Source organism: Bacillus sp. RE35 (assembly GCF_052146655.1).
In the GTDB taxonomy this organism is placed as follows: domain Bacteria; phylum Bacillota; class Bacilli; order Bacillales; family Bacillaceae_G; genus Bacillus_A; species Bacillus_A cereus.
The window spans coordinates 4,979,418-5,002,101 of record NZ_CP197377.1 but is presented as its reverse complement, the minus strand read 5'-3'; the positions used below and the strand labels follow the sequence as shown (position 1 = coordinate 5,002,101).

Sequence of the window (22,684 nt, the reverse complement as noted above, 5' to 3'; positions counted from 1 at the left end):
AATAAGTACTTATACGAAGGGGAGTCTAAAGAGAAAATGAAGTCATTTAATATCGATCATGTTATAGCTAGTGTTTTGCAATGGATATTAAATATAGCTTTAATTATATTATCCATTGTGTTATCGATTTTCTTAGTGAATGAGACAATTACGTTTGTGCAGTATATTTTTTCGGCAAAAGAGTATACGTCTTATAAATTGGTTGAAAGTATCATCGTCTATTTCTTATACTTCGAGTTCATTGCATTAATTATTAAGTATTTTAAATCGAACTATCATTTCCCGTTACGTTATTTTATTTATATCGGAATTACGGCCTTAATTCGATTGATTATTGTGTCTCATGAGGAACCGATGGAGACGTTATTATACGCAGGAGCAATTCTTGTTTTAGTTATTGCTTTATACATATCGAATATGAGAGATTTGAGAAAAGAGTAGTAGTGCAGACATAAGTTTGCACTACTTTTTTACATCTTGACCTTCAAGTTGCTTGAAAGTTTACAATGAAATTAGGGCGTTTGAAATCGAAAAAAATTGAGAAATTAAGTGAAGAGGTTTCTTTTACTTGGAGGTTATAGAAATGAATCAGGAATTGAAGTTACGTCCATTAGAACGAGAAGATTTAAAGTTTGTACACGAACTGAATAATAATGCGCATATTATGTCGTATTGGTTTGAAGAGCCGTATGAGGCATTTGTGGAGCTGCAAGACTTATACGATAAACATATACATGATCAAAGCGAACGCCGATTTATCGTTGAGAAAGACAATGAAATGGTTGGATTAGTTGAGTTAGTAGAAATCGATTATATTCATCGTAGAACAGAATTCCAAATTATTATTGATCCGAATTATCAAGGATATGGTTATGCAGTAGAGGCGACGCGTTTAGCAATGGATTATGCTTTCGCTGTATTAAATATGCATAAGATATATTTAGTTGTGGATAAGGAAAATGAAAAAGCAGTACATGTTTATAAAAAAGTTGGGTTTATGGTAGAAGGTGAGCTTATCGATGAGTTTTTCGTTGATGGTAACTATCATAATGCGATAAGAATGTGTATGTTTCAGAAGCAATATTTTGAAAACAAGTAGTTGAAAGATTCGGAAGTAATGTTGACGCTTCGTAAAAACGTATGCTAAAATCCCTTTTAAGTATTAAGGAAGGTGCAGAATATGCTTTATATAAAATTTGTAAAACTCATTAGAAAACTTTGCTCCGCACAAATGTATACGGTGAAGCGTTGTACGGAGCTTAATCAAGGGGTATAAATCCCCTATATTCATCGGCTGAATAACTTTTCTAAAAAAGTATAGTTTATCTATGCTTATTTCGTTATGGTTTTTCAGCTGGTGTATAAAATAGATTAAGGGGCCATAGACAATGCTTTGTCTATGGCCCTTTGTGTATATTATTCCGATGAGTCTTTACTATAAATTGGAGTAGTATAGGAAAAACCATGAAGCAGAGGGCTAGTGTCGAATGACGCTATCTCTCTGCTTTTTTTAATTTCAGGAAAAGAGGAATAAAAATGAGTTTACTTAAAGTTGAAAGTTTATCACATAGTTTTATAGATAAAGTATTATACGAAAATGCTTCTTTTGATTTGCATAAAGGGGAGCATATGGGAATTGTTGGGCAGAATGGTGCAGGAAAAAGCACATTAATGAAAATATTGGTGGGGGAAATTATTTCTGATAAGGGAGACATAAAGTGGCAACCAAATATTCAAATTGGACATCTTGATCAATACGCAGAAATTGATGAGGGTTATACCATTTCTCAATATTTAAAGAGAGCCTTTTATGATTTGTATGAAATGGAAAAGAGAATGAACAAGTTATATGAAGAAAGTGCGATGACTGGAGATGAAAATCAACTATTGAAAGCGGCAGAAATTCAAGGACTGCTCGAGGCTCATGATTTTTATTCAGTAGATAGTATTACGAATAAGGTGGCATCCGGCTTAGGTATTGATGTGATTGGGATGGATCGTGTTATTGGTGAATTAAGCGGAGGGCAGCGTGCAAAGGTAATTTTAGCGAAGCTCTTATTAGAAGAGCCTAATATTTTATTACTAGATGAACCGACGAATTTTCTTGATAAGGAGCATGTGGAGTGGCTTGCTAATTATTTAATGAATTTTGAAGGAGCGTTTATTGTCATATCACATGATTTTGATTTTCTGGAAAAGGTAACTTCTTGCATATGTGATGTAGAGTTCGGGACAGTTAAGAAGTATTACGGAAAATACTCAGATTTTGTAAGGCAGAAGGAGCATTTGCGAAAAGATTATATTCGCCAATATTATGCACAGCAAAAGAAAATTGAAAAAACGGAAGAGTATATTCGTAGAAATATTGCTGGGGTGAATTCAAAAATAGCGCAAGGTCGTCGAAAACAATTACAGCGTATGGAAAGAATTGCGCCACCAAGTTTTACTCATAAACCGTCTATTCATTTTCAGGAACTTCCCATTTCAGTTCAGACAGTTCTTGAAGTAAATAACCTTGAAGTTGGTTACGACTTCGCTCTCTTACCAAAGTTGAATTTTTCAGTAATGGGTAGGCAAAAACTTGTTATTACAGGTTTCAATGGAGTAGGAAAATCTACTTTATTAAAAACAATCGTTGGAAATATTGATAGTATTTCTGGAGAGTTTCACTTTTCAGAGCAAATAAAGATTGGATATTATGAGCAAGATTTAAATTGGAGCAATGATTCTTTAACGCCGCTTCAAATTATTTCAGAACAGTTTCCTAAACTGAATATGAAGGAAATACGCCATCATTTAGCTGCGTGTGGAGTGAAGGATACGCACGTTTCGCAAGAAATTCGTACGTTAAGTGGTGGTGAACAATCGAAGGTGAAACTGTGCGGATTATTATTATCACCTTGTAACTTATTAATTTTAGATGAGCCGACAAATCATTTAGATGCAGAAGCGAAGGAAGCTTTGCAAAAGGCGTTAATTAAGTTTAAGGGCAGCATTATACTCGTATCTCACGAAGCGAGTTTTTATCTTGATTGGGCAGATAGTATCTTTCATATAGAGACGGGATTAGTTAAGGGGGTGTGAAACATATGAGTGAAAACAATTGGAAAACGAAAATTATATTATTTTTGACCGCTCAAACTATTTCGTTGTTCGGTTCCTCTCTCGTGCAATACGCGATTATATGGTATATCACCCTTACAACATCATCAGGAGTGATGTTGACTATTTCAACTGTTTGCGGTTTTCTACCACAAATTGCGATATCTTTGTTTGCAGGTGTTTGGATTGATCGTTATGACCGTAAAAAGATGATTATGTTATCGGATGGAATTATAGCGATTGCGACGTTAGTTTTAGCAATTTTATTTTTAACAGGATATAAAAGTATTTGGTTACTTTTTATTGTGTTACTCATTCGTTCAGCTGGAACAGGAGTACAAACGCCAGCTGTGAATGCATTAATTCCGCAAATCGTTCCGAAAGAGTATCTTATGAAAGTAAATGGAATAAATAGCAGTATTACATCTTTAATTATGTTTCTTTCTCCAGCAGCAAGTGCGATGATTCTTTCTATTGCCAGCATTGAAACAACATTTTTTATTGATGTTATTACGGCTATGATTGGAATTAGTATTATGTTTATCATTCAGGTGGAAGGACATGTGAATGTAGAGAGTAAGCAAAAATCTAATCTACAAGGAATTAAAGAAGGATTCTCTTATTTAAAAGAAAATGTATTTATTAAAAGGCTAATCGTTTTATTAATTATCATCATGATTTTAATAAGTCCAGCTGCTTTTTTAACACCTTTAATGGTAACTCGTTCTTTCGGGGCCGAAATGTGGAGACTTACTGCTAGTGAGATGACCTTTAGTGCGGGTGCGGCAGCTGGTGGCGTATTAATTGCGGCGTGGGGTGGTTTTCGTAATCGTATGTATACAACAGCGCTAGCTTGTGCATTATATGGACTGCTTATGATTGGACTCGGAATAGCACCGATATTTATTATGTATTTAGTATTTAATTTTTTAATTGGTATAACGATGCCGTGCTTCAATACACCAGTTACTGTGTTATTGCAGGAAAAAGTAGAACCATCAATGCACGGACGGATGTTCAGTCTTGTACAAATTGCGAATTCATGCGCGCTTCCTCTAGGAATGATAATATTTGGGCCATTGTCGGATATGTTTAGTGTAGAGATTTTGTTAATTTATGCTGGGATATTCGTGCTATTTTGCGCAATGTATATTGTATTAAGCAAGAGGTTTGAAGTGTAAATATTTATAATACAGAGGGTTTGCGAAGTGATTTAATATGCTTCGTAAACCTTTTTGTTATTATCCTAGTCAATAATTATTTATTGTTAAACGATAAATAATTATTGACTTTTAATGGTTTTTTGGATAATATGATGTTAAGAATCTAAGGAGAATTACATGAGTAGAGGAGAATGTGAAATGAAAAATAAATACGTAGTAGCTATTTCTTTCATGATTTTAGCGATTATTTCTTTAACTATACATGCTTCAAACAGTAAAGTAGGAGCGGATGGATTCCTTGAAGAACCTTTCTTTTTCCTAGTACCGATAAGTTATGTATTGTTCCTTAGTGGTATTGGCGTATTATTATTTGGATTTATTACTTCAAAGCTGAAAAAGGGCAATAAATAGGGGTTACCAATAGGGACAAAATACTCACTATGAAATAGAAACATACCATATGGAAGAAAAAGAATAAGTGAGATGAATCATGATGAACCATCATTTTTATAATGGAAGACAAGTAGGAGCAGCTATTACGCTGGCTGGGGCACAGGGAACAATTCATGCTATGAATCAAGCTATTCAAATGCAACAACAAGCATATTTTGCACAAATGATGCAAAGTCAGTATATGCCGTATTCACAGCTTCCGATGCAAATTGTACATTACGATGTACATCCAGCTGGTTTATTTTCTATTCCATATGGCGGGACATATTTCTTATGAAAGAAAGCGACTCAATAGAGTCGCTTTTTTTCATATTCCGCCTAGCTTCATTCCAAGGAATGCGAAGAGGATACCAATTATGTACGTAGCGCTTAAGTATAAAAGGAAAGTGCTAATATTTTTTCGATTGAGAAGTTGAACGGCTTCTAATTTAAACGTAGAAAATGTAGTGAATGCGCCCATAAATCCAGTACCTAATAATAGTTGCCAGCCTGTAGTAACTCCGTTGCCGATTATATATCCAAGTAAAAACGCCCCTGTTATATTAATAAGGAATGTAGCAAGTGGAAATTGTGTTTTATTTCTTTTCTTAAACCAATTGCTAATTGCAAATCGTGTAATCGCACCGAAAAATCCTCCTGTTGCGACTAATAAGGCTTCTATCATGAGTAATCACCTTCCGTAAGAGATTTCTTAATTAAGAAATCCCCAAGTATATAGCCAAGGCCAGACATAATGAGGCCACCAAGTATGCTACATGATACATATAAGAAGGCTATGCTCCACTCAGAATGATTGATCAATTGCACAGTTTCTACACTAAATGTTGAAAAAGTCGTAAAGGAACCGATGAATCCAGTTCCGATGCCTGTGATAACCTCTGAAGGTAAGATGTTTAGCCGGGTGATATAAGTAGTTAGCCACGCTAAGAAGAAGCAACCGATTAAGTTAATGAGTAATGTTGCTAATGGAAATGAATGATGCCAAAATGTGGTGATATTAAGACCTAAATAATAACGAGAAAGAGCTCCTAATATACCGGCAATGCCGACGATAATATAAATCAATTTTCTCACCTCTTTAAATAGCTTGCTCAAAAAAATAGACTCCTACCAGTATGTATACTGGTAGGAGTCATTAGCTAAGCAGCGTTTATGGCGAACTCCATCGCCTAGGATTATTACATATAGTGTACTAAATATACCGTTTAAATTCCAGTGAGGAGGTGGGTGTAACGTTTCTTTTTTTGATGTCTGAAGGTTTTTCAAGTAATTAAAATGGGATCGATTACTTATCAACTAAATATAGTGATATAAGGTTTTAATTATGATAAAATGTTTCTTATGTGTGTCGTTTTGTTTTATTTGACTGAAAATAAAGAAAAATAAATTCGCGTGAAAAGGAGTCATTTATTTGAAGAAATTTTTAAAAATCGTATTTACATGTGTTTTAGTAGTAGCGGGCATTGTAGGAGGATTTCTAGCGTATATGACACTTACTAAAGAACAGCCTGCTGATGTTATAAGCTTGAAGGTGGAGAATAATAAGGAGCGCGTATTAGCGACTGGAAATGAGTTTAAAGTTACAACATTTAATATTGGATATGCTGGGTTAGATAAGGATCAAGATTTCTTTATGGATGGTGGAAAGGGATCTGGTTCAAGTAGTAAAGAGCAAACGGAAACTAATTTAAAGAATATGCTTTCGTTTTTACAAAATGAGAATAGTGATTTTGCACTATTACAAGAAGTTGATATAAAGTCACTTCGTTCATTTGATGTAAATGAACATGAATTTTTGAAAAAAGGATTACCTGATTATGTTTCGTCATTTGGCAAGAACTACGATACGAAATGGGTTCCAGTGCCAATAATAAATCCAATGGGATATGCGGAGGCTGGATTAAGTACGTTTTCTAAATACACTGTTCAAGAAGCGAAGAGGTTCCAGCTTCCTGGAATGGAGCCTTGGCCAAAGCGTTTGTTTGATTTAGATCGAGCAATTGTGGAATATAAAATTCCTGTTAATAATGGGAAACATGTTAGACTCGTAAATTTACATTTGTCTGCTTATGATGAAGGCGGGAAAATTAGAAAACAGCAAGTAGAGTACTTAAAAGAATATATGAACAAGCATTATGAAAATGGTGATTACGTAATAATGGGCGGAGATTGGAATCAATTAGTTTCAAACGCTCAATTAAGTGATCCGAAGTTCGTGAAAGAGCGCCCTGAGTGGTTAGTAGAGTTACCGAAGGACTTTACAGACGGTGGCTTTAAGTGGGCTGTAGATCCGTCTGTTATGACTGTGAGAGATGATGTAAAGAAATATGTAGAAGGTGAAAATTTCGTCACTATTATTGATGGCTTTATCGTTTCACCGAATGTAGAGATTGTAAATGTACAAGGGAAAGATTTAAAGTTTGAAAATAGCGATCATAACCCAGTAAGTGCGGTATTTAAACTGAAGTAATTGATATGTATAAGTAGAAGGTGGGGCTTCATATGGAGTGGTTAAAGAGGACTTGTTTTTCTAACCTTGAGAAAGAATCACAGAAAAATCATTTATTACTGTTTATAACGATTTGTAGTTTCTTTCTTGGTATAATCGCAATTGGGTATTATGGATATATTTTTACAGAGAGAGCAATAGCGTTTTGGATTTGTGGTATTTCTGTCGTTGCATTTGGAACGCTTTTTACTTTTATAAAAAGTATGGAATCAGCGTATAAATATATCATGACATTTATGTTGCTTACAATGTCTTACATTATGGTACAAGCCTTTAATGAAAGCCCGGCTGTATTTCAAATGGTCTATTTTACATTAGCTGTTTCACTTATTTACTTAAGTGAGCGCCTCATTTTAATTCTTGGCGGGGTAGCTGTTGTGATCACATTTATCCTTTGTAGCTATTGGCCGGAGCAATTTTTTGCTTATACAGCCTCGTCTGAAGCTGCTAATTTCGCAAGTTTGTTAGCGATTGTAACAATCGCTATGTGGGGCGTCACGAAAATCGGTTCTAATCTGCTCCTTCGTTTAAGTGATGAGAAGCAAGAAGTAATGAGAAAAGCTCAGGAGTTAGAAGAGACGCAAAGACTTATTGAAGAAACAGTTGTGAAACTAGATAGTAATTTCAATCATTTAAGACAAAATATGAACACGTCGATGGAATCGATGAGTGAAATTAATTTTGCCTTTGAAGAGGTGGCAGTTGGTACGCAATCACAATCAGAGATGATGTATCGTTCGGTAGAAGTATTGAATGATATGGAGGGAAATATTGAACAAATCATCTCTCAAGTAAGAACTGCATCGGCTCGTGTGGATGAAAGCTTAGAAATTTCAAAAGGTAGTGTACATACTCTAAGAAATTTTGAAACTAACATGAGAAGTTTAAATGATGTTGTTTCACAGTCTGGAATTATATTTAGAGATTTAATGATGCAATCGAAACAAATTAATGAAATTGTAGATGTAATAACGAATATTTCAAGTCAGACGAGTTTGCTAGCTTTAAATGCAAATATTGAAGCTGCGAGGGCAGGCGAGCATGGAAAAGGTTTTGCTATTGTAGCGAGTGAAGTGTTAAAGCTTGCTGAAGAATCAAATCGTTCTGCGGGAAGAATTCAAGGGATTTTGAAGGAGTTTAGTAATCAAGCAAGTAAGGTAGAAGTGCAAGTAGAAAAGTCAGAAAGAGTACAAGAAGAATGTAACGAGATGTTAGCAAGCGTTTTAACAAATGTAACTGATTTAGGGAAGTTTATTGATGCGATTAATGAAGTAATGCGAGAGGTTGTTGTTCATCAAGAAAGTTTCCAAGTTAAAACGACGAATATCGTAAAGGATGTTACGCATGCTTCTAACGTAATTCAGCAAACTTCTACAGCTACAGAAGAAGTGCTAGCGAGTGTGGAAGAAGAAAAACATCGAAATGATACGTCAGTGAAGACGTTACAAACTGTTAGCGAGCAAGTGAAGTTGTTAGAAGATATTTTAGAAAAGTAATATTGCTTGGAAAGAGCACGAATGATGTGCTCTTTTTTCATTGAAACGAATACTTGATAGGAATTTAATTGCTTTTCTGCGCGTTTTCTGCCAAGCTTAAGGAGATAAAATTCAGCTAATAGCGGAATTAAAATACTTCAAAGAAAGAATTAAATAGGTGACGCATATGATCGAAGTTAAGACTTCTGAACTTAGTGATGGAGAATTTAATAGAGGTGTATTTGCAACTCGTGATATTAAAAAAGGTGAGTTGATACACGCAGCACCAGTTATCTCTTATCCGAATGAACAGCATGAACATATTGAGAAAACATTACTTGCTGACTACGCATTTGAGTATGGAATCAATCATACGGCAATCCTTTTAGGATACGGTATGTTATTTAATCATTCATATACACCGAATGCAACGTATGATATTGTCTTCGAGAACCATACGTTTAACTTCTATGCTTATAAGGATATAAAAGCAGGAGAAGAAATTTTAATCAATTATAATGGTGAAGTTGATAACGATGAGCTGTTATGGTTTGATAAAGAAAAAGAAGAGAACGAAAAGTAATATAAAGAGTATAGAAAGAGCACATTCTGTCGGATGTGCTCTTTTTTTATTGATGTAAATAAAGTAAAAAGTACAAAAAAATACCACTTTCTTTTTGTGTGGTATAGTAAGATACTGAGGGATAGTGTTTTGAAAAAGTCACATATTTTACAAATTGTTGTCTTTCTGATGACATGTCAAGTTTAGTAGTCCATTTGGGTTGCTTTATTATGCAATATATATTTTAATATGAGTGGCACCTCTTATAAATTAAGAGGTTTATAGGTGTCTCGAATTGATTTTGGGTACACTGTATCCACCACTTTAGGTTCTTTCATGTACGTGGGGATATTATGGGCCCGTATAACGGGATAAAATGAATATAGAAATAGAGGAATCGTAAAATGAATATGCAAGAGGTTTATAAATATTTAAGTACGGTATTGCCTGAAGGACATGTTAAACAAGATGAAATGTTAAAGAATCATACGCATATTAAAGTTGGCGGAAAAGCAGATGTTTTTGTTGCGCCTACAAATTATGATGAAATTCAAGAAGTTATTAAATATGCGAACGAATATAATATTCCAGTTACGTTTTTAGGAAATGGATCGAATGTCATTATTAAAGATGGTGGAATTCGCGGGATTACAGTAAGTTTAATTCATATTACAGGTGTTACTGTAACAGGAACGACGATTGTAGCACAGTGTGGTGCAGCAATTATTGACGTATCACGTATTGCCTTAGACCATAACTTAACGGGTCTTGAGTTTGCTTGTGGTATTCCAGGTTCAGTTGGCGGAGCATTATATATGAATGCTGGTGCATACGGCGGTGAAATTTCGTTTGTATTAACAGAAGCTGTCGTAATGACAGGTGATGGAGAGCTACGTACTTTGACGAAAGAAGCATTTGAATTTGGATATCGTAAGAGTGTATTTGCGAACAACCATTACATTATTCTTGAAGCGAGATTTGAACTTGAAGAAGGTGTACATGAAGAAATTAAAGCAAAAATGGATGATTTAACGTTTAAACGTGAGTCAAAACAGCCTCTAGAATATCCTTCATGTGGTAGCGTATTTAAGCGCCCGCCAAATAACTTTGCTGGTAAGTTAATTCAAGACTCAGGACTACAAGGTAAGCGAATTGGTGGAGTAGAAGTTTCTTTAAAACACGCTGGGTTTATGGTGAATGTTGATAACGGAACAGCACAAGATTACATCGATTTAATTCACTTCGTACAAAAGACAGTTGAAGAGAAATTTGGCGTGAAGTTGGAGCGAGAAGTAAGGATTATTGGAGAAGATAAGGAATAAAGAAATACGTATGAAGATATGAATTATTTTAAAATAATATTTGGGTATTGTTGACAATTTGTTTTCAATTCAATATAATGGCTAATAATTTAACAAATAACATACGTTGAAAGAGCCCAGTAGCAGTTTGTCACTGTTAACGAGAGAGCTAGGGGTTGCTGGAACCTAGCACAAACAAACTTGTGAATTACACTCTGGAGTATCTTAGGTAATGCTAAGCGGACTGGCAATCGATATTATTGCTAAGAGTGGTATGAGTAGCTATGCTATTTATACAAACTGGGTGGTAACACGGTGAATAATCGTCCCTATGTCATAGACATAGGGATTTTTTGTTTTAAAAAAATAAAGGGGATGACAAAAGATGAATATCATTGATGAGTTAGAATGGCGCGGCGCCGTTAATCAACAGACTGACGAAGAAGGCTTACGTAAGCTAGTAGAAGAGAAAAAGATTTCACTATACTGCGGAGTTGATCCGACTGGTGATAGTATGCATATCGGACATTTGATTCCGTTTATGATGATTAAGAGATTCCAATTAGCTGGTCATCATCCTGTTATTTTAATTGGCGGGGCAACAGGAACAATTGGTGATCCGAGTGGACGTCAATCAGAGCGTCAACTTCAAACGTTAGAAGTGGTTCAGCATAATGTAGATGCGTTAACAGCACAAATGAAAAAGCTATTTGATTTTGGTGGAAATAGCGAAGTGAAGATGGTAAATAACTATGATTGGACACATGAAATAAATATTATTGAGTTTTTACGTGATTACGGGAAAAACTTTAGCATCAATAGCATGTTAGCGAAGGATATTGTAGCAAGCCGTTTGGATACAGGTATTTCTTTCACGGAATTCACGTACCAAATTTTGCAAGCGATGGACTTCCATCATTTATACACGAAAGAGGATGTTCAACTGCAAATTGGTGGTAGTGACCAATGGGGAAATATTACGAGTGGTTTAGATTTAATCCGTAAGTTAGAGGGTCATGAGGCGAAAGTATTCGGATTAACGATTCCGTTATTATTAAAATCGGACGGTACGAAGTTTGGTAAATCAGCGGGTGGTGCGGTTTGGCTTGATCCTGAAAAAACGACACCGTTTGAATTTTACCAGTTCTGGGTAAATACAGATGACCGTGACGTAATTAAATACTTGAAATACTTTACGTTCTTAACGAAAGAGCGTATTGATGAATTAGCAACGAAGGTAGAAGCGGAACCTCATAAACGTGAAGCGCAAAAAGTATTAGCGGAAGAAATGACGAAGTTTGTTCATGGAGAAGAGGCGTTCCTGCAAGCTGAGAAAATTACAGCAGCGTTATTTAGCGGAGATATTAAATCGTTAACAGCTGATGAAATTGAACAAGGCTTTAAAGAAATGCCAACATTTCAGTCTTCAAAAGAGACGAAAAACATCGTAGAATGGCTAGTTGATTTAGGAATTGAACCATCTAGACGACAAGCGCGTGAAGATATTAATAACGGAGCGATTTCTATGAATGGTGAGAAAGTAACAGATGTGGGTACAGATGTTACTGTAGAAAATTCATTTGATGGACGATTTATTATTATCCGTAAAGGGAAGAAGAATTACAGTCTTGTGAAGTTAGGCGAATAGTTTGTGTGAAAGGATGGGAGTAGGAAGAATACTTCCATCTTTTCGTATACACAATTTGGACATAAAATAATCAGTAAATTTAGATAATTAAAAGGGTTATACGATTCTTCTGCCGAATAAATAAGTTAGAGAAAATTACGGATAAAAATAGCCCGAACCATGCAGGGCATGATTCGGGCTTATATTCAGATTAGTAAGCTAAGCTGAATAGACCTTTAATGTGTGATAAGTAACGAACGTTACTTGCTTCTTTCATTAATGATGCTGGTAAGCCTTTAAGTGGAGTATTGCTTGCTCCAATTGTAGCAACCGCATCTTTACGTCCTAGACTAGCAAGTGTTCCAGAGTTTACAGGTGCGAACTCTTCGAATGCTTTGCCTTCTAGTGCTGCGTATAAGTTGTATCCAATTAACTCACCCATTTGCCAAGCGATTTGTGCAGTTGGTGGGTATGGACGTCCGTCTGGAGCGAAGACAACAGCGCTGTCTCCAGCAACGAATACGTCTTTGTGAGAAGTAGATTGTAGGTATGCATCAACTGTTGCACGTCCACGGTTAACTTCAAGACCTGATTCACCGATTAATGGGTTACCTTGTACGCCGCCCGTCCAAACGAATGTGTTAGCAACAAGTTTTTGACCGTCTTTTAAGTCGATTTCGTTGCCAGCAACGTTTGTTACAGGAAGACCAGTTAAGAATGTAACGCCGCGCGCTTCTAGGCTAGTAGTTGCACGTTCGATTAAGTGGTCTGGTAATACTGGAAGGATTTTTGGACCTGCTTCAACAAGAAGAAGTTTCACTTCTTTTGGATTTACGCCGTGGCTTTTTGCAAGTTTAGGCATAATGTCAGCAAGCTCACCAACTAGCTCAACGCCAGTTAATCCGCCACCACCTATTACGATTGTAGCATCAGCTTCGTTTTTCGTTTTCGCGTATTCACGAATACGGTCTTCAACGTGTTTGTAGATTTTATTTGCATCAGCAGCAGATTTTAATACCATGCTGTTTTCTTCTAGTCCTGGAATACCGAAGTAAGCAGTTTTACTTCCTAAAGCAACTACAAGTGCATCGTAAGATAAAGTAGTGCCGCCAGCTAGTTTGATTTCTTTGCTATCAACTGAGAATGACTCAACTGTTGCGATTTTAAGATCGATATCTTTACCTTTGAAAAGCTTTGTAAGTGGCATTGCAACTGCTTGCTCAGACACGTTACCAGCTGCAAGGCGGTGTAGTTCAGTGATGATTTGGTGCGTTGGGTATTGGTTAATCACTGTAACTTGTGCTTCTGATTTACTGTAATATTTACGTACGTTTAAAGCGGCAAGAAGACCGCCATAACCAGCGCCTAAGATGACAATTTGTTTTGACATAGTATGATATCCCCCGTCTTTACTAATTGTTGTTATAAGTTAACTTATTTATTGTTACGTTCTGCACTAATTTGAAGATATGCGTTCACAAAGCGGAACATTTTTTGTGCTTGTGGATCTTTTAATAATTTTAATAGACCGAACAGGCCGATAACTTCGTTGCTTTCGTCAGCACGATCTTTCGCTTCGATTGCAGTAGCAGCCATGCTTTTCACTGTATCTTTTACAGGTTCTACAAGCTCTGTGATTGCACCAACAGTGTCGCTTTTTAATACTTCATCAGTAGCAACAGTTTGAGCGAAGTCATAAGACTTAGTTAAAATGTTAACAAGCTCAGTTAATTTTGGAAGCTGTTCTACTAGTGTTGTTAATGATTCTTGTACCTCAGGTTTTAACAACTGATCAAGTACATCAAGTTGTCCTTGGCTAGCAGAAATTTGTACAGTTTCTTGTTCTGGCTTTGTTTGAGTCATAGTTTCTGGCATCTCCAATTCTCCTTTACGATAGCAATACTCTTATTTTTTATAAGTAAGATAGTAAACGGTTACGAAACTTTATACAAAGTTTCACAAAACACAATAAAATGCCTTTAAATTTATGACAGCAAGTAAGCTGACATAAATCTAAAACCATAACGTCTTACTTATTATTTATGAACTGTCCGATACATGGCTTGTCCGCATAATGGAAAAGCTCCGTTACCGGAAAGTGTATATAATATATATCCTATATTATATACTATATACACCTATGTTAACATAAAAATGATTCCTAATTATTTGATATTGAGTGTATAACGTAGTGCTGACAAGGTATGAAAGCGTATAAAATATTTTGTTCCAGTTAGAAATGTACATATATATATAGAAAAAAAGGAAAAAATGAACAAATTCATGTTCGTTTTTTCCTTTTTCCTATTATTCACCTTCTGCAATTAGCATCGATGTGTTACCTTCTTTTTCAAGATGGCATTCGCCCCAAGAACAAAGAGAATCAAGAATGGATTCTAAAGACCAACCGTAGTCGGTAAGAGAATATTCTACTTTCGGTGGGACTTGGTTGTATACTTTTCTTTGAATGACGCCGTCGTCTTCTAATTCACGTAATTGCTGTGTTAACATTTTTTGTGTAATACCAGGCATGGAACGTTTTAGTTCACTCGTTCTCTTTGTACCTTTCGTTAAGTGACAAAGGATAACAACCTTCCATTTTCCGCCGATAACTTCTAAAGTCGCCTCTACAGGAATATTGTATTTCTTCATATGAAATCCTCCCTTTGTGAGTAAAATAAGTTAAATCATACAAATGTTACTTTTTAGTACCTATAGCACTTTAAAGTACGTACTTTTTATTATGTTAAATATGTTTCATAATAGCACATGTAAGAGGCAAATGAGTAGTACGGTACCAAAAAGTGACTATGTTACTTTTTAGTGCCTATCGTACTTTAAAGTGCGTTCTTCAAAAAAGGAATGAAACCATTCATAATAGCATTTGTAAGTATGAAATATATTTTTTAGAAGATAAAAGGGCCTTTTTATCATACTATTATGATTGGATTTCTTGTAATAAGGAGGAATTCAATTGAGTTCATATACAGTACCATCTTCGGAAGCTCAGACGAGCCGAAGAAGTATGTTTGCTTTATTAGCGCTAGCAATTAGTGCGTTTGGGATTGGTACGACCGAGTTTATTAGTGTCGGTTTACTACCATCTATTTCAAAAGATTTAAATGTTTCGGTTACAACAGCCGGTTTAACGGTTTCCTTATATGCGTTAGGAGCAGCGGTAGGAGCTCCTGTTTTAACAGCGTTAACGGCTAGTATGTCGCGAAAGACATTATTAATGTGGATTATGGTTATTTTCATTATTGGTAATGGCATTGCGGCGGTAGCAACAAGCTTCACTGTATTAATTATTGCAAGAATTGTATCTGCGTTTGCACATGGTGTGTTTATGTCAATTGGATCTACAATTGCAGCTGCAATCGTACCAGAGAATAAACGTGCTAGCGCAATTGCGATTATGTTTACTGGATTAACAGTTGCGACTATTACTGGTGTGCCAATTGGAACATTTATCGGTCAACAATTTGGCTGGAGAGCGTCATTTATGGCGATTGTTGTAATTGGAATTATTGCTTTCATCGCAAACAGTATACTCGTCCCATCTAATTTAAAAAATGGTGTACCTGTATCGTTTCGTGATCAATTTAAATTAATTAAAAATGGAAGACTATTACTTGTTTTCATTATTACTGCACTTGGATACGGCGGTACATTCGTAACATTTACGTATTTATCTCCGTTATTACAAGAAGTAACAGGATTTGAAGCAAGTACTGTTACTATCATTTTATTAGTGTATGGAATCGCAATTGCGATAGGGAATATGGTCGGCGGAAAATTATCGAATCATAATCCGATTCGAGCGCTATTTTACATGTTCTTGATTCAAGCGATTATATTATTTGTTTTAACATTTACAGCGCCATTTAAAGTAGCTGGATTAATCACAATTATTTTCATGGGACTATTCGCATTTATGAATGTTCCGGGGCTACAAGTATATGTAGTTATATTGGCAGAGCGCTTTGTTCCGAGTGCGGTTGATGTTGCTTCAGCAATTAATATTGCCGCATTTAACGGAGGGATCGCTTTAGGTTCTTATATAGGTGGCCTTGTAACGAATTCATTAGGATTAATCCATACTGCTTGGGTAGGTGGCCTTATGGTAGTAGCCGCTGTTATTTTAACAGCGTGGAGCATGACATTAGAAAAAAGAGATCAAGTAAAATAAAAGGAGAGAAAATAAAATGAAAAACTTACAAAGTAAAGCAGTATTAAATAACGGTGTAGAAATGCCTTGGTTCGGTTTAGGTGTATTTAAAGTAGAAGAAGGACCAGAACTTGTAGAAGCTGTAAAATCAGCAATTAAAGCAGGATACCGCAGCATCGATACAGCTGCAATTTACGGAAATGAAAAAGCTGTAGGTGAAGGAATTCGTGCAGGTATTGAAGCGACTGGTATTGCAAGAGAAGAATTATTTATTACTTCAAAAGTATGGAACGCAGATCAAGGGTATGAAACAACAATCGCTGCATACGAAGAGAGTCTAAAAAAATTAGGACTAGATTATTTAGATTTATATCTTGTTCACTGGCCTTCAGAAGGAAAATATAAAGATACATGGAGAGCGCTAGAAACACTTTATAAAGAAAAGCGCGTACGTGCAATTGGTGTAAGTAACTTCCAAATCCATCACTTACAAGATGTAATGAAAGATGCAGAAATTAAACCAATGATTAACCAAGTAGAATACCACCCTCGTTTAACACAAAAAGAACTACAAGCTTTCTGTAAAGAACAAGGTATTCAAATGGAAGCATGGTCACCACTAATGCAAGGTCAATTATTAGATAACGAAACATTACAAGAGATTGCTGAGAAACACGGTAAAACAACAGCTCAAGTTATTTTACGTTGGGATCTTCAAAATGGAGTAATCACAATTCCAAAATCAACGAAAGAACACCGTATTATTGCAAACGCTGATGTATTTAACTTTGAATTAACGAAAGAAGATATGGAAAAAATCGATGCGTTAAATCAAAATCATCGCGTTGGTCCAGATCCTGATAACTTCGATTTCTAAGATTAAGGTAAGAAAAAAGAGTGCTTAAAAGCACTCTTTTTTTGTGCATAAAAATAGTTTCTAAATAAATACTACTTAGTATTAAGTTTGTTATTAAGGGGCTGTAAACATGAATATAAAGCAATCGTTCAAACTTTTAGCTATGTTTTTAAGTGTTTTATTTGTGTTATTCCCACTTCAAAAAGTATTCGCAGAAGTGATGGACCATACAAAGTATCAAATGGATTGGAGTTATAGTAAGTCCAAGAAGAAGCCAATTCGAACAGAGCTTATTAAAACGGCAGATGGCAAAATTGCTTTTTGCTTAAATGTAGATTTGAAATCTCCAAGCGGTCAAGATTTACCGGAAATGGGGAAAGTGGATATTAATGTGTACCGTGTACTATTGAATGGATATCCACAAAAGAGTCCACAAGAATTAGGGGTATCTGATTGGAGAGAGGCGCATTACGCAACGCAGCTTGCAGTGTGGAATGCGTTAAAACAAATCGATATTAATGATTTAGACTTCCGTAATAAAAATGTAGAAAAGGTAACGAAAGATATCGTTGCAAAAGCAAGTGCTAGTGAAGAACTACAAGAAATTACGATGAGTGTAACTCCTACAGAAGAACAAGAAGCAGTCTTAAAAAATGATTTCTTTGAAACAGGCTTATATACAGTAGAAACAAATGCAAAAAGCGGAACGTATAAAGTGCAAGCAACAGGTGCACCAGCGGGCGTGAAATTTGCAAATGAAAAAGGCGAAACAAAAACAGAATTTAATGTAGGAGAAAAGTTCCGCATTTTAATTCCGAAACAAACACCAGCTGGTGGATTTAGCTTTAAAGTATCAGGAAATTTAACGAAATTACAAGGGATTGCGCATAAAGGTACACCGACTATTCAAAATGCAGTAGTATTACTTGAGCGTAGTGAAGAAAAAACAAGTCCAGAGTTAGCGGTAAGTTGGAAAAAGGCTGAGGCTCCAAATAAACCAAATAAGCCATATACTCCAAATGAACCGCATAAACCGAATCAAAAGAGATAATGAAAAAGCATTGGTATATGCCAATGCTTTTTCATATGAATTCTTTAAAGATATATCAAGATAATAATTAATCGAGTGAAACACTATTTTAACGTTTGAAGAAGTATTTAAAAATAATAAAATATTGAAAAATCTAAACGTTACAATAAATGGATTTTATTCACGAAATTGTAACATTATTCTAATTAGAGAGGCTATCAAACAAAGTGTAAAGCGTGTACAATTCAGTTGGAAAAACTACCTATAGATGGTCATATATGAAGAAAATGTAAAAAATCTATTGTTGTTCACATTTTTAGATGTATAGATGACAATACTGAAAAATATCTTTTACTATTCTCTTTTTTATGTAGCAAGAGAACTCATCACAAATAGAGAGAAGTGAGGAGGGGATATTACATAAAAATTGTACAATGTAAGAAAGCGAATACATGGAGGGAAATGCGGTAGTAATAGATACAGGTGCGCGAGGTGTTAGTCTATTCATTAAATGTTTTTATAAAGATAATAGGATTTTTTATTAAATGGATATATAGGATGGTTTGTCTAAAAAAAGGACAGGGGACACAGATTATGTCAAAGAAGAAAAAGAGTAGGGTATTAGTAGCAGGTATATGTATATCTACATTATTATCACCAGTAGCTTTCGAAGCATCAAAAGGATATGCGGCGCCTTTGGAAGAGAATAAAGGTGGGAAATTAGAAGAGAATAAATTTGAGCAGAGAGTATTTCAGTTGCCGGGGAAAGGTAGCGTAGAAGAAGAAAATAATCGTTTAAGAGTTACTTGGAAACTTTCCGCTAATGAACCGACTGGAATTTATGCAGAGCCAAATGAAGAGATTACAATTGACATAAAAGGAACGCAGTCTATCCAAGCTTTTATTGGAACGAGATCTTATGATGAAAAGGACCCAGAGGAGTTTGATTTAAAACCAGGAAAAAATGTTATTTCATCTTCAAGAGGCGGTATTTTATATTTTTATAATATGAATAACGAAGGAGAAGTAACAGCTTCCGTTACAAATGGTGGTAGTCACTTTCCTTTATTTATTTTAGGTAAGCATACGAAAAAAGATTGGGATGAAATGTTAAAAAAATATAAGGATCCTTATGCAGTTGAATTAAAAGGTGAGAGAAGCTTAATTACTACTACTTACGATTCTGTGCAGAAATATATGAAGAATACGGATCCAACAGATTTAATGAAATTGCATGATAAGATTATCCGTTTAGAAAACGCAGTGGCAGGATTATCTGAGGACAGTGTTGGGGTTGCAAAATCTCCAACTCATTATGTTCAGTTTGTTGAAAAACGGAAGCCTGCTAAAGGGGACTTTATGTTTGCGAAACATTATCATACAGGATATATTCCAACTGCAATGAATAGAGTTTTAGATATAGAGGTACTTGAGAAGGATGGATGGGGACCGTGGCATGAAGTTGGTCATTTACATCAGCAAGAACCGTGGAAGTGGTCTAAAGTAAGGGAAGTAACAGTAAATATTTACTCATTAGCTGTTCAAAAGGCGTTAGGGAATCAATTAGAAATGGATGAGCACTATAAAAACTCATTTGAGTATTTAGAGAAGCCTAAAGCAGAAAGATTCATTGATGACATTAATCCTCTTACAATGTTTTGGCAATTAAATGTAGTGTATGGAGAACATTTTTATCCTAGGTTACATCAAGCTTATCGTTTGTTACCTCAGAGTGAAATGCCTCATTCTGATGAAGAGAAAAAGCAGCTATTTATTTATATGACATCAAAAGTGGCAGGGCAAAATTTAATTCCTTTCTTTGAGGAGTGGGGATTAACACCAAATGATGATATTAGAGAGAAAATAGAAAAATCAAAGTTACCTAAATTAGAAAAGGAAATCTGGAAAGCTACAGATAGTAATGATATTCGTGAGAAGCAAGTTGAACTGTATAAGGTTCCGTATGGTGAACCTGCTAATGAAGTACAAAATCTTTTAGTTGGTACAGATTCTGACGAGAATGAAGCAAGTAAGCTTGTTCGAAATTTAGGTGAGAATGTAAAAGTAACAGGAAAGATTGTATGGCCTAAATTAGAGAATGGGAAACAGGAAGTGTTAGTAGAAATTGGGGATGAGAAAGGAAATAAAAATTCAATTCCTGTCCAAGTTAACGGATTTTATGATGACAGTATAGTTTTTCAAGGACTTTCAGATGATGTAATGTCGACAGTGACACTTCACCACAATAAGAAGAAATTAAATGTAAACTTTACTAATAATGAAATACATTACCGTTTTGAAAAAGAAGAATATATGGGCTTAACGCTATATGATCGAAATGGGATTGAAAAGAAACGTGTATCAGCAGAAGGACAAGAAACGGGAAAAAGATTTGCGATGGAACTAAATGAATTGGATTTTGAATATGGTGATGTAATAAAAGTATTCCACGCAGAACCAAGCCGTTTGAAGTGGTTTAAAAATAACGAACTTGTAGATCAAGGAAAAGTTAAAAATAAAAAAGAGAAATTATTCCAAATAACTGAGCAAGGGTTCGAATTAAAAGATAGTTTACAAGAAGTGACGGCGAAACTGCAAAAAGTAGTAGTCGGAATGGATGTAGACAAACTAGATCCGAAAGAATTCGTACAAGTAAAAGATGGAGAAGTGGTTGGTTTTGTAGAAAAACCAAATACATCAAAAATTGGAGAACAAAAAGTAAAAATAGAGACGAAGGATGCTTTTGGAAATAAGAAGATAACAGAAGTGCCGCTTGAAGTAATTTATGGAGATAGTTTAGTATTTCATGCTAATGATAATGCAATACGTTCGGTTGTAACATTGCAACATGATAAAAAGGAACTGCACGCAACGTTTACAGGTAATCCTGTTCATTATCGTTATGTAAATGAAGAGTATATGGGGATTACGCTATATGATCAAAATGGGAACACAAAAAAGCGTGTAACAGCGGAAGGACAAGAAACTTCAAAGAAATTTGCGGAGCAAGTGAGTGGAATGCAGTTTGAATATGGTGATGTAGTAAAAGTATTCCATGCAGAACCGGACCGCTTGAAATGGTATCAAAATAATAGCCTTGCTGGCCAAGGTAAGGCGAAAGTAGAAAAAGAATTATTCTTCAAGGTAACTGAAAAAGGCTTTGAAAGAATGGAAACTTTACAAGAGGTAAAGGCAGTACCACAGAAGGTAGTAATCGGAACAGATGTAGAGAAAATAAATGCAAAAAACTTTGTTGAAGTAAAAGATGGAGAAGTAGTTGGATTTGTAGAAAAACCAAATACAACAAAAATCGGTGAACAAAAAGTAAAAGTAGAAACGAAAGATCGATTTGGAAATAAGAAAGTGACAGAAGTTCCTCTAACAGTAACATATGGAGATAGCCTACTTGTATATGGGCTGAGCTATAGAGATGGTGACTTGAAATCAATTGTAACTTTGCATCATGATACGAAAAAACTGAGTGCGACAGATACAAAGAACCTAATTCATGATTACTTTAAAGATGAAAAGTATTTTGAATTCACATTGTACGATAAAGAAGGAAGAGTGAAGAAAAATATAGCAGTAAAAGGTTTAGAGAATACGCAAGAATTTGCTAAGGAAGTAAATGGAATTGCATTTGAGTATGGAGATGTAGTGAAAGTATATCATGCGGAATCTTCTCGTTTACATTGGTATCAAAAAGATGTATATGTGGGCGAAGGAAAAAGTAAAGAGATAAAGGAATTAGTCTTCAAAATAACTGAAAATGGATTTGAAAGATTAGACGGTGAGCAAACAGTAAAAGCAAATCCGCAGCAAGTAGTAATCGGAACAAATAGCGAAACGCTAGACGCGAAGAACTTTGTTGAAGTACAGGGTGGAGAAGTAGTAGGTTTTGTAGGGGAAATAGATACGACAAAAATTGGTCAGCAAAAAGTGAAAGTAGAAACGAAAGATCGATTTGGAAATAAGAAGGTGACGGAAGTTCCTGTAGAAGTGACATATGGGGATAGTCTAGTCTATCAAGGTGTGTCCGATGTTACACGTTCAATTGTTACGTTAAACCACGCTGAAAAGAAATTACATGCAACATTTACAAATGAGGAGATTCATTATCGCTTTGTAAATGAGCAGTATATAGGCCTTACGATTTATGATCAAAATGGAAATAAGAAAAAGCATGTAACGGCAGAAGGACAAGAGACTTCAAAGAATTTTGCTGGGCAAGTAAATGGAACGGCATTTGAGTATGGAGATGTGCTGAAAGTATACCATGCGGAACCGAGTCGTTTGAATTGGTACAAAAAGAATGAGTTAGTTAAAAAAGAGGATGCGATGAAGGGGCAAGAAATTTCCTTTAAGATTACTCCAAATGGTTTAGAACAAGTGTAACAATAAAAAAATCTCGTAAAACATAATGTTTTACGAGATTTTT

The 22,684-nt window shown here is 35.3% G+C and carries 20 protein-coding genes, 1 riboswitch and 1 other annotated feature; of the genes, 15 read left to right on the top strand and 5 right to left on the bottom strand.

Features of this window, described 5'->3' with window-relative positions; translation table 11 throughout:
• The first annotated feature begins 36 nt into the window (after window positions 1–36).
• The 6 genes from psiE to ACTL4X_RS25660 all read left to right on the top strand — a co-directional run bounded on the left by psiE (window position 37) and on the right by ACTL4X_RS25660 (window position 4,995).
• Window positions 37–441, top strand: a complete 405-nt coding sequence (gene psiE / locus ACTL4X_RS25685; RefSeq protein ID WP_000834708.1) for a phosphate-starvation-inducible protein PsiE — start codon at window positions 37–39, stop codon at window positions 439–441.
• A gap of 142 nt (window positions 442–583) precedes the next feature.
• Window positions 584–1,099 (top strand): spermidine N1-acetyltransferase, encoded by a 516-nt coding sequence (gene speG, locus ACTL4X_RS25680; protein WP_001071095.1) that lies wholly within the window; start codon window positions 584–586, stop codon window positions 1,097–1,099.
• Between the two features lie 437 nt (window positions 1,100–1,536).
• Window positions 1,537–3,084, top strand: coding sequence for an ABC-F family ATP-binding cassette domain-containing protein (locus tag ACTL4X_RS25675; RefSeq protein ID WP_017657025.1), 1,548 nt, complete (start codon window positions 1,537–1,539; stop codon window positions 3,082–3,084).
• Window positions 3,085–3,089: 5 nt separating this feature from the next.
• Window positions 3,090–4,283 carry an MFS transporter gene (locus tag ACTL4X_RS25670; RefSeq protein WP_048538385.1) on the top strand — a complete coding sequence of 398 codons (1,194 nt, stop codon included), beginning with the start codon at window positions 3,090–3,092 and terminating at the stop codon, window positions 4,281–4,283.
• Window positions 4,284–4,463: 180 nt separating this feature from the next.
• A complete protein-coding gene (locus ACTL4X_RS25665; RefSeq protein ID WP_025118109.1) occupies window positions 4,464–4,676 on the top strand; it encodes a DUF3955 domain-containing protein in 213 nt (70 codons plus the stop codon).
• Between the two features lie 79 nt (window positions 4,677–4,755).
• On the top strand, window positions 4,756–4,995 hold the full coding sequence (locus ACTL4X_RS25660; RefSeq protein ID WP_000980930.1) for a DUF3947 family protein: 240 nt from the start codon (window positions 4,756–4,758) through the stop codon (window positions 4,993–4,995).
• Window positions 4,996–5,025: 30 nt separating this feature from the next.
• Here the strand turns inward: ACTL4X_RS25660 and crcB (ACTL4X_RS25655) are convergent, their stop codons facing one another.
• Window positions 5,026–5,382: a fluoride efflux transporter CrcB gene (gene crcB, locus ACTL4X_RS25655; protein ID WP_000568587.1), complete on the bottom strand. Its 357-nt coding sequence runs from the start codon at window positions 5,380–5,382 to the stop codon at window positions 5,026–5,028.
• Window positions 5,379–5,783 carry a fluoride efflux transporter CrcB gene (gene crcB, locus ACTL4X_RS25650; protein WP_063225491.1) on the bottom strand — a complete coding sequence of 135 codons (405 nt, stop codon included), beginning with the start codon at window positions 5,781–5,783 and terminating at the stop codon, window positions 5,379–5,381. The genes crcB (ACTL4X_RS25655) and crcB (ACTL4X_RS25650) overlap by 4 nt, the downstream gene beginning before the upstream one ends.
• A 54-nt stretch (window positions 5,784–5,837) precedes the next feature.
• Window positions 5,838–5,897, bottom strand: a riboswitch (Fluoride riboswitch).
• A 232-nt stretch (window positions 5,898–6,129) separates the two neighbouring features.
• Here crcB (ACTL4X_RS25650) and ACTL4X_RS25645 point away from each other — a divergent pair.
• From ACTL4X_RS25645 to tyrS, 5 genes are all read left to right on the top strand, one after another.
• Complete coding sequence (locus tag ACTL4X_RS25645) at window positions 6,130–7,188, top strand: endonuclease/exonuclease/phosphatase family protein (protein ID WP_000714050.1); 1,059 nt, start codon at window positions 6,130–6,132, stop codon at window positions 7,186–7,188.
• Window positions 7,189–7,220: 32 nt separating this feature from the next.
• Window positions 7,221–8,723, top strand: coding sequence for a DUF4077 domain-containing protein (locus ACTL4X_RS25640; RefSeq protein WP_000455083.1), 1,503 nt, complete (start codon window positions 7,221–7,223; stop codon window positions 8,721–8,723).
• A 166-nt stretch (window positions 8,724–8,889) separates the two neighbouring features.
• Window positions 8,890–9,285, top strand: coding sequence for an SET domain-containing protein (locus ACTL4X_RS25635; RefSeq protein ID WP_000573649.1), 396 nt, complete (start codon window positions 8,890–8,892; stop codon window positions 9,283–9,285).
• A 383-nt stretch (window positions 9,286–9,668) separates the two neighbouring features.
• On the top strand, window positions 9,669–10,586 hold the full coding sequence (murB, locus tag ACTL4X_RS25630) for a UDP-N-acetylmuramate dehydrogenase (protein ID WP_001057102.1): 918 nt from the start codon (window positions 9,669–9,671) through the stop codon (window positions 10,584–10,586).
• 97 nt (window positions 10,587–10,683) lie between these two features.
• Window positions 10,684–10,899 (top strand) — a binding site (T-box leader).
• Window positions 10,900–10,950: 51 nt separating this feature from the next.
• Window positions 10,951–12,213, top strand: a complete 1,263-nt coding sequence (gene tyrS / locus ACTL4X_RS25625) for a tyrosine--tRNA ligase (protein ID WP_001021082.1) — start codon at window positions 10,951–10,953, stop codon at window positions 12,211–12,213.
• A 190-nt stretch (window positions 12,214–12,403) separates the two neighbouring features.
• Here the strand turns inward: tyrS and ACTL4X_RS25620 are convergent, their stop codons facing one another.
• From ACTL4X_RS25620 to ACTL4X_RS25610, 3 genes are all read right to left on the bottom strand, one after another.
• Window positions 12,404–13,582, bottom strand: coding sequence for an NAD(P)/FAD-dependent oxidoreductase (locus ACTL4X_RS25620; protein ID WP_000043202.1), 1,179 nt, complete (start codon window positions 13,580–13,582; stop codon window positions 12,404–12,406).
• Between the two features lie 44 nt (window positions 13,583–13,626).
• Window positions 13,627–14,067, bottom strand: a complete 441-nt coding sequence (locus ACTL4X_RS25615; protein WP_001115309.1) for a DUF1641 domain-containing protein — start codon at window positions 14,065–14,067, stop codon at window positions 13,627–13,629.
• Window positions 14,068–14,499: 432 nt separating this feature from the next.
• A complete protein-coding gene (locus ACTL4X_RS25610) occupies window positions 14,500–14,844 on the bottom strand; it encodes a winged helix-turn-helix transcriptional regulator (protein ID WP_000760481.1) in 345 nt (114 codons plus the stop codon).
• Window positions 14,845–15,217: 373 nt separating this feature from the next.
• Between ACTL4X_RS25610 and ACTL4X_RS25605 the strand changes: the two genes are divergently transcribed.
• From ACTL4X_RS25605 to ACTL4X_RS25590, 4 genes are all read left to right on the top strand, one after another.
• Entirely contained in the window at window positions 15,218–16,381 is a 1,164-nt protein-coding gene (locus ACTL4X_RS25605) for an MFS transporter (RefSeq protein WP_002026553.1), read from the top strand.
• 16 nt (window positions 16,382–16,397) lie between these two features.
• Window positions 16,398–17,237: an aldo/keto reductase gene (locus tag ACTL4X_RS25600; RefSeq protein ID WP_000793532.1), complete on the top strand. Its 840-nt coding sequence runs from the start codon at window positions 16,398–16,400 to the stop codon at window positions 17,235–17,237.
• A gap of 109 nt (window positions 17,238–17,346) precedes the next feature.
• A complete protein-coding gene (locus tag ACTL4X_RS25595; RefSeq protein ID WP_001022544.1) occupies window positions 17,347–18,267 on the top strand; it encodes a thioester domain-containing protein in 921 nt (306 codons plus the stop codon).
• Between the two features lie 573 nt (window positions 18,268–18,840).
• Window positions 18,841–22,641, top strand: coding sequence for a putative mucin/carbohydrate-binding domain-containing protein (locus tag ACTL4X_RS25590; protein WP_151639572.1), 3,801 nt, complete (start codon window positions 18,841–18,843; stop codon window positions 22,639–22,641).
• Window positions 22,642–22,684 lie beyond the last annotated feature (43 nt).

What these genes read in the sequence shown, in the direction of transcription:
- tyrS (WP_001021082.1), top strand. Translation starts at nt 10,951, where the DNA reads ATGAATATCATTGATGAGTTAGAATGGCGCGGCGCCGTTAATCAACAG.
- crcB (WP_000568587.1), bottom strand. Translation starts at nt 5,382, where the DNA reads ATGATAGAAGCCTTATTAGTCGCAACAGGAGGATTTTTCGGTGCGATT.
- ACTL4X_RS25670 (WP_048538385.1), top strand. Translation starts at nt 3,090, where the DNA reads ATGAGTGAAAACAATTGGAAAACGAAAATTATATTATTTTTGACCGCT.
- ACTL4X_RS25590 (WP_151639572.1), top strand. Translation starts at nt 18,841, where the DNA reads ATGTCAAAGAAGAAAAAGAGTAGGGTATTAGTAGCAGGTATATGTATA.
- ACTL4X_RS25615 (WP_001115309.1), bottom strand. Translation starts at nt 14,067, where the DNA reads ATGCCAGAAACTATGACTCAAACAAAGCCAGAACAAGAAACTGTACAA.
- ACTL4X_RS25605 (WP_002026553.1), top strand. Translation starts at nt 15,218, where the DNA reads ATGTTTGCTTTATTAGCGCTAGCAATTAGTGCGTTTGGGATTGGTACG.
- psiE (WP_000834708.1), top strand. Translation starts at nt 37, where the DNA reads ATGAAGTCATTTAATATCGATCATGTTATAGCTAGTGTTTTGCAATGG.
- ACTL4X_RS25610 (WP_000760481.1), bottom strand. Translation starts at nt 14,844, where the DNA reads ATGAAGAAATACAATATTCCTGTAGAGGCGACTTTAGAAGTTATCGGC.
- ACTL4X_RS25660 (WP_000980930.1), top strand. Translation starts at nt 4,756, where the DNA reads ATGATGAACCATCATTTTTATAATGGAAGACAAGTAGGAGCAGCTATT.
- murB (WP_001057102.1), top strand. Translation starts at nt 9,669, where the DNA reads ATGAATATGCAAGAGGTTTATAAATATTTAAGTACGGTATTGCCTGAA.
- ACTL4X_RS25600 (WP_000793532.1), top strand. Translation starts at nt 16,398, where the DNA reads ATGAAAAACTTACAAAGTAAAGCAGTATTAAATAACGGTGTAGAAATG.
- ACTL4X_RS25595 (WP_001022544.1), top strand. Translation starts at nt 17,347, where the DNA reads ATGAATATAAAGCAATCGTTCAAACTTTTAGCTATGTTTTTAAGTGTT.
- ACTL4X_RS25675 (WP_017657025.1), top strand. Translation starts at nt 1,537, where the DNA reads ATGAGTTTACTTAAAGTTGAAAGTTTATCACATAGTTTTATAGATAAA.
- ACTL4X_RS25635 (WP_000573649.1), top strand. Translation starts at nt 8,890, where the DNA reads ATGATCGAAGTTAAGACTTCTGAACTTAGTGATGGAGAATTTAATAGA.
- ACTL4X_RS25620 (WP_000043202.1), bottom strand. Translation starts at nt 13,582, where the DNA reads ATGTCAAAACAAATTGTCATCTTAGGCGCTGGTTATGGCGGTCTTCTT.
- ACTL4X_RS25640 (WP_000455083.1), top strand. Translation starts at nt 7,221, where the DNA reads ATGGAGTGGTTAAAGAGGACTTGTTTTTCTAACCTTGAGAAAGAATCA.
- speG (WP_001071095.1), top strand. Translation starts at nt 584, where the DNA reads ATGAATCAGGAATTGAAGTTACGTCCATTAGAACGAGAAGATTTAAAG.
- ACTL4X_RS25665 (WP_025118109.1), top strand. Translation starts at nt 4,464, where the DNA reads ATGAAAAATAAATACGTAGTAGCTATTTCTTTCATGATTTTAGCGATT.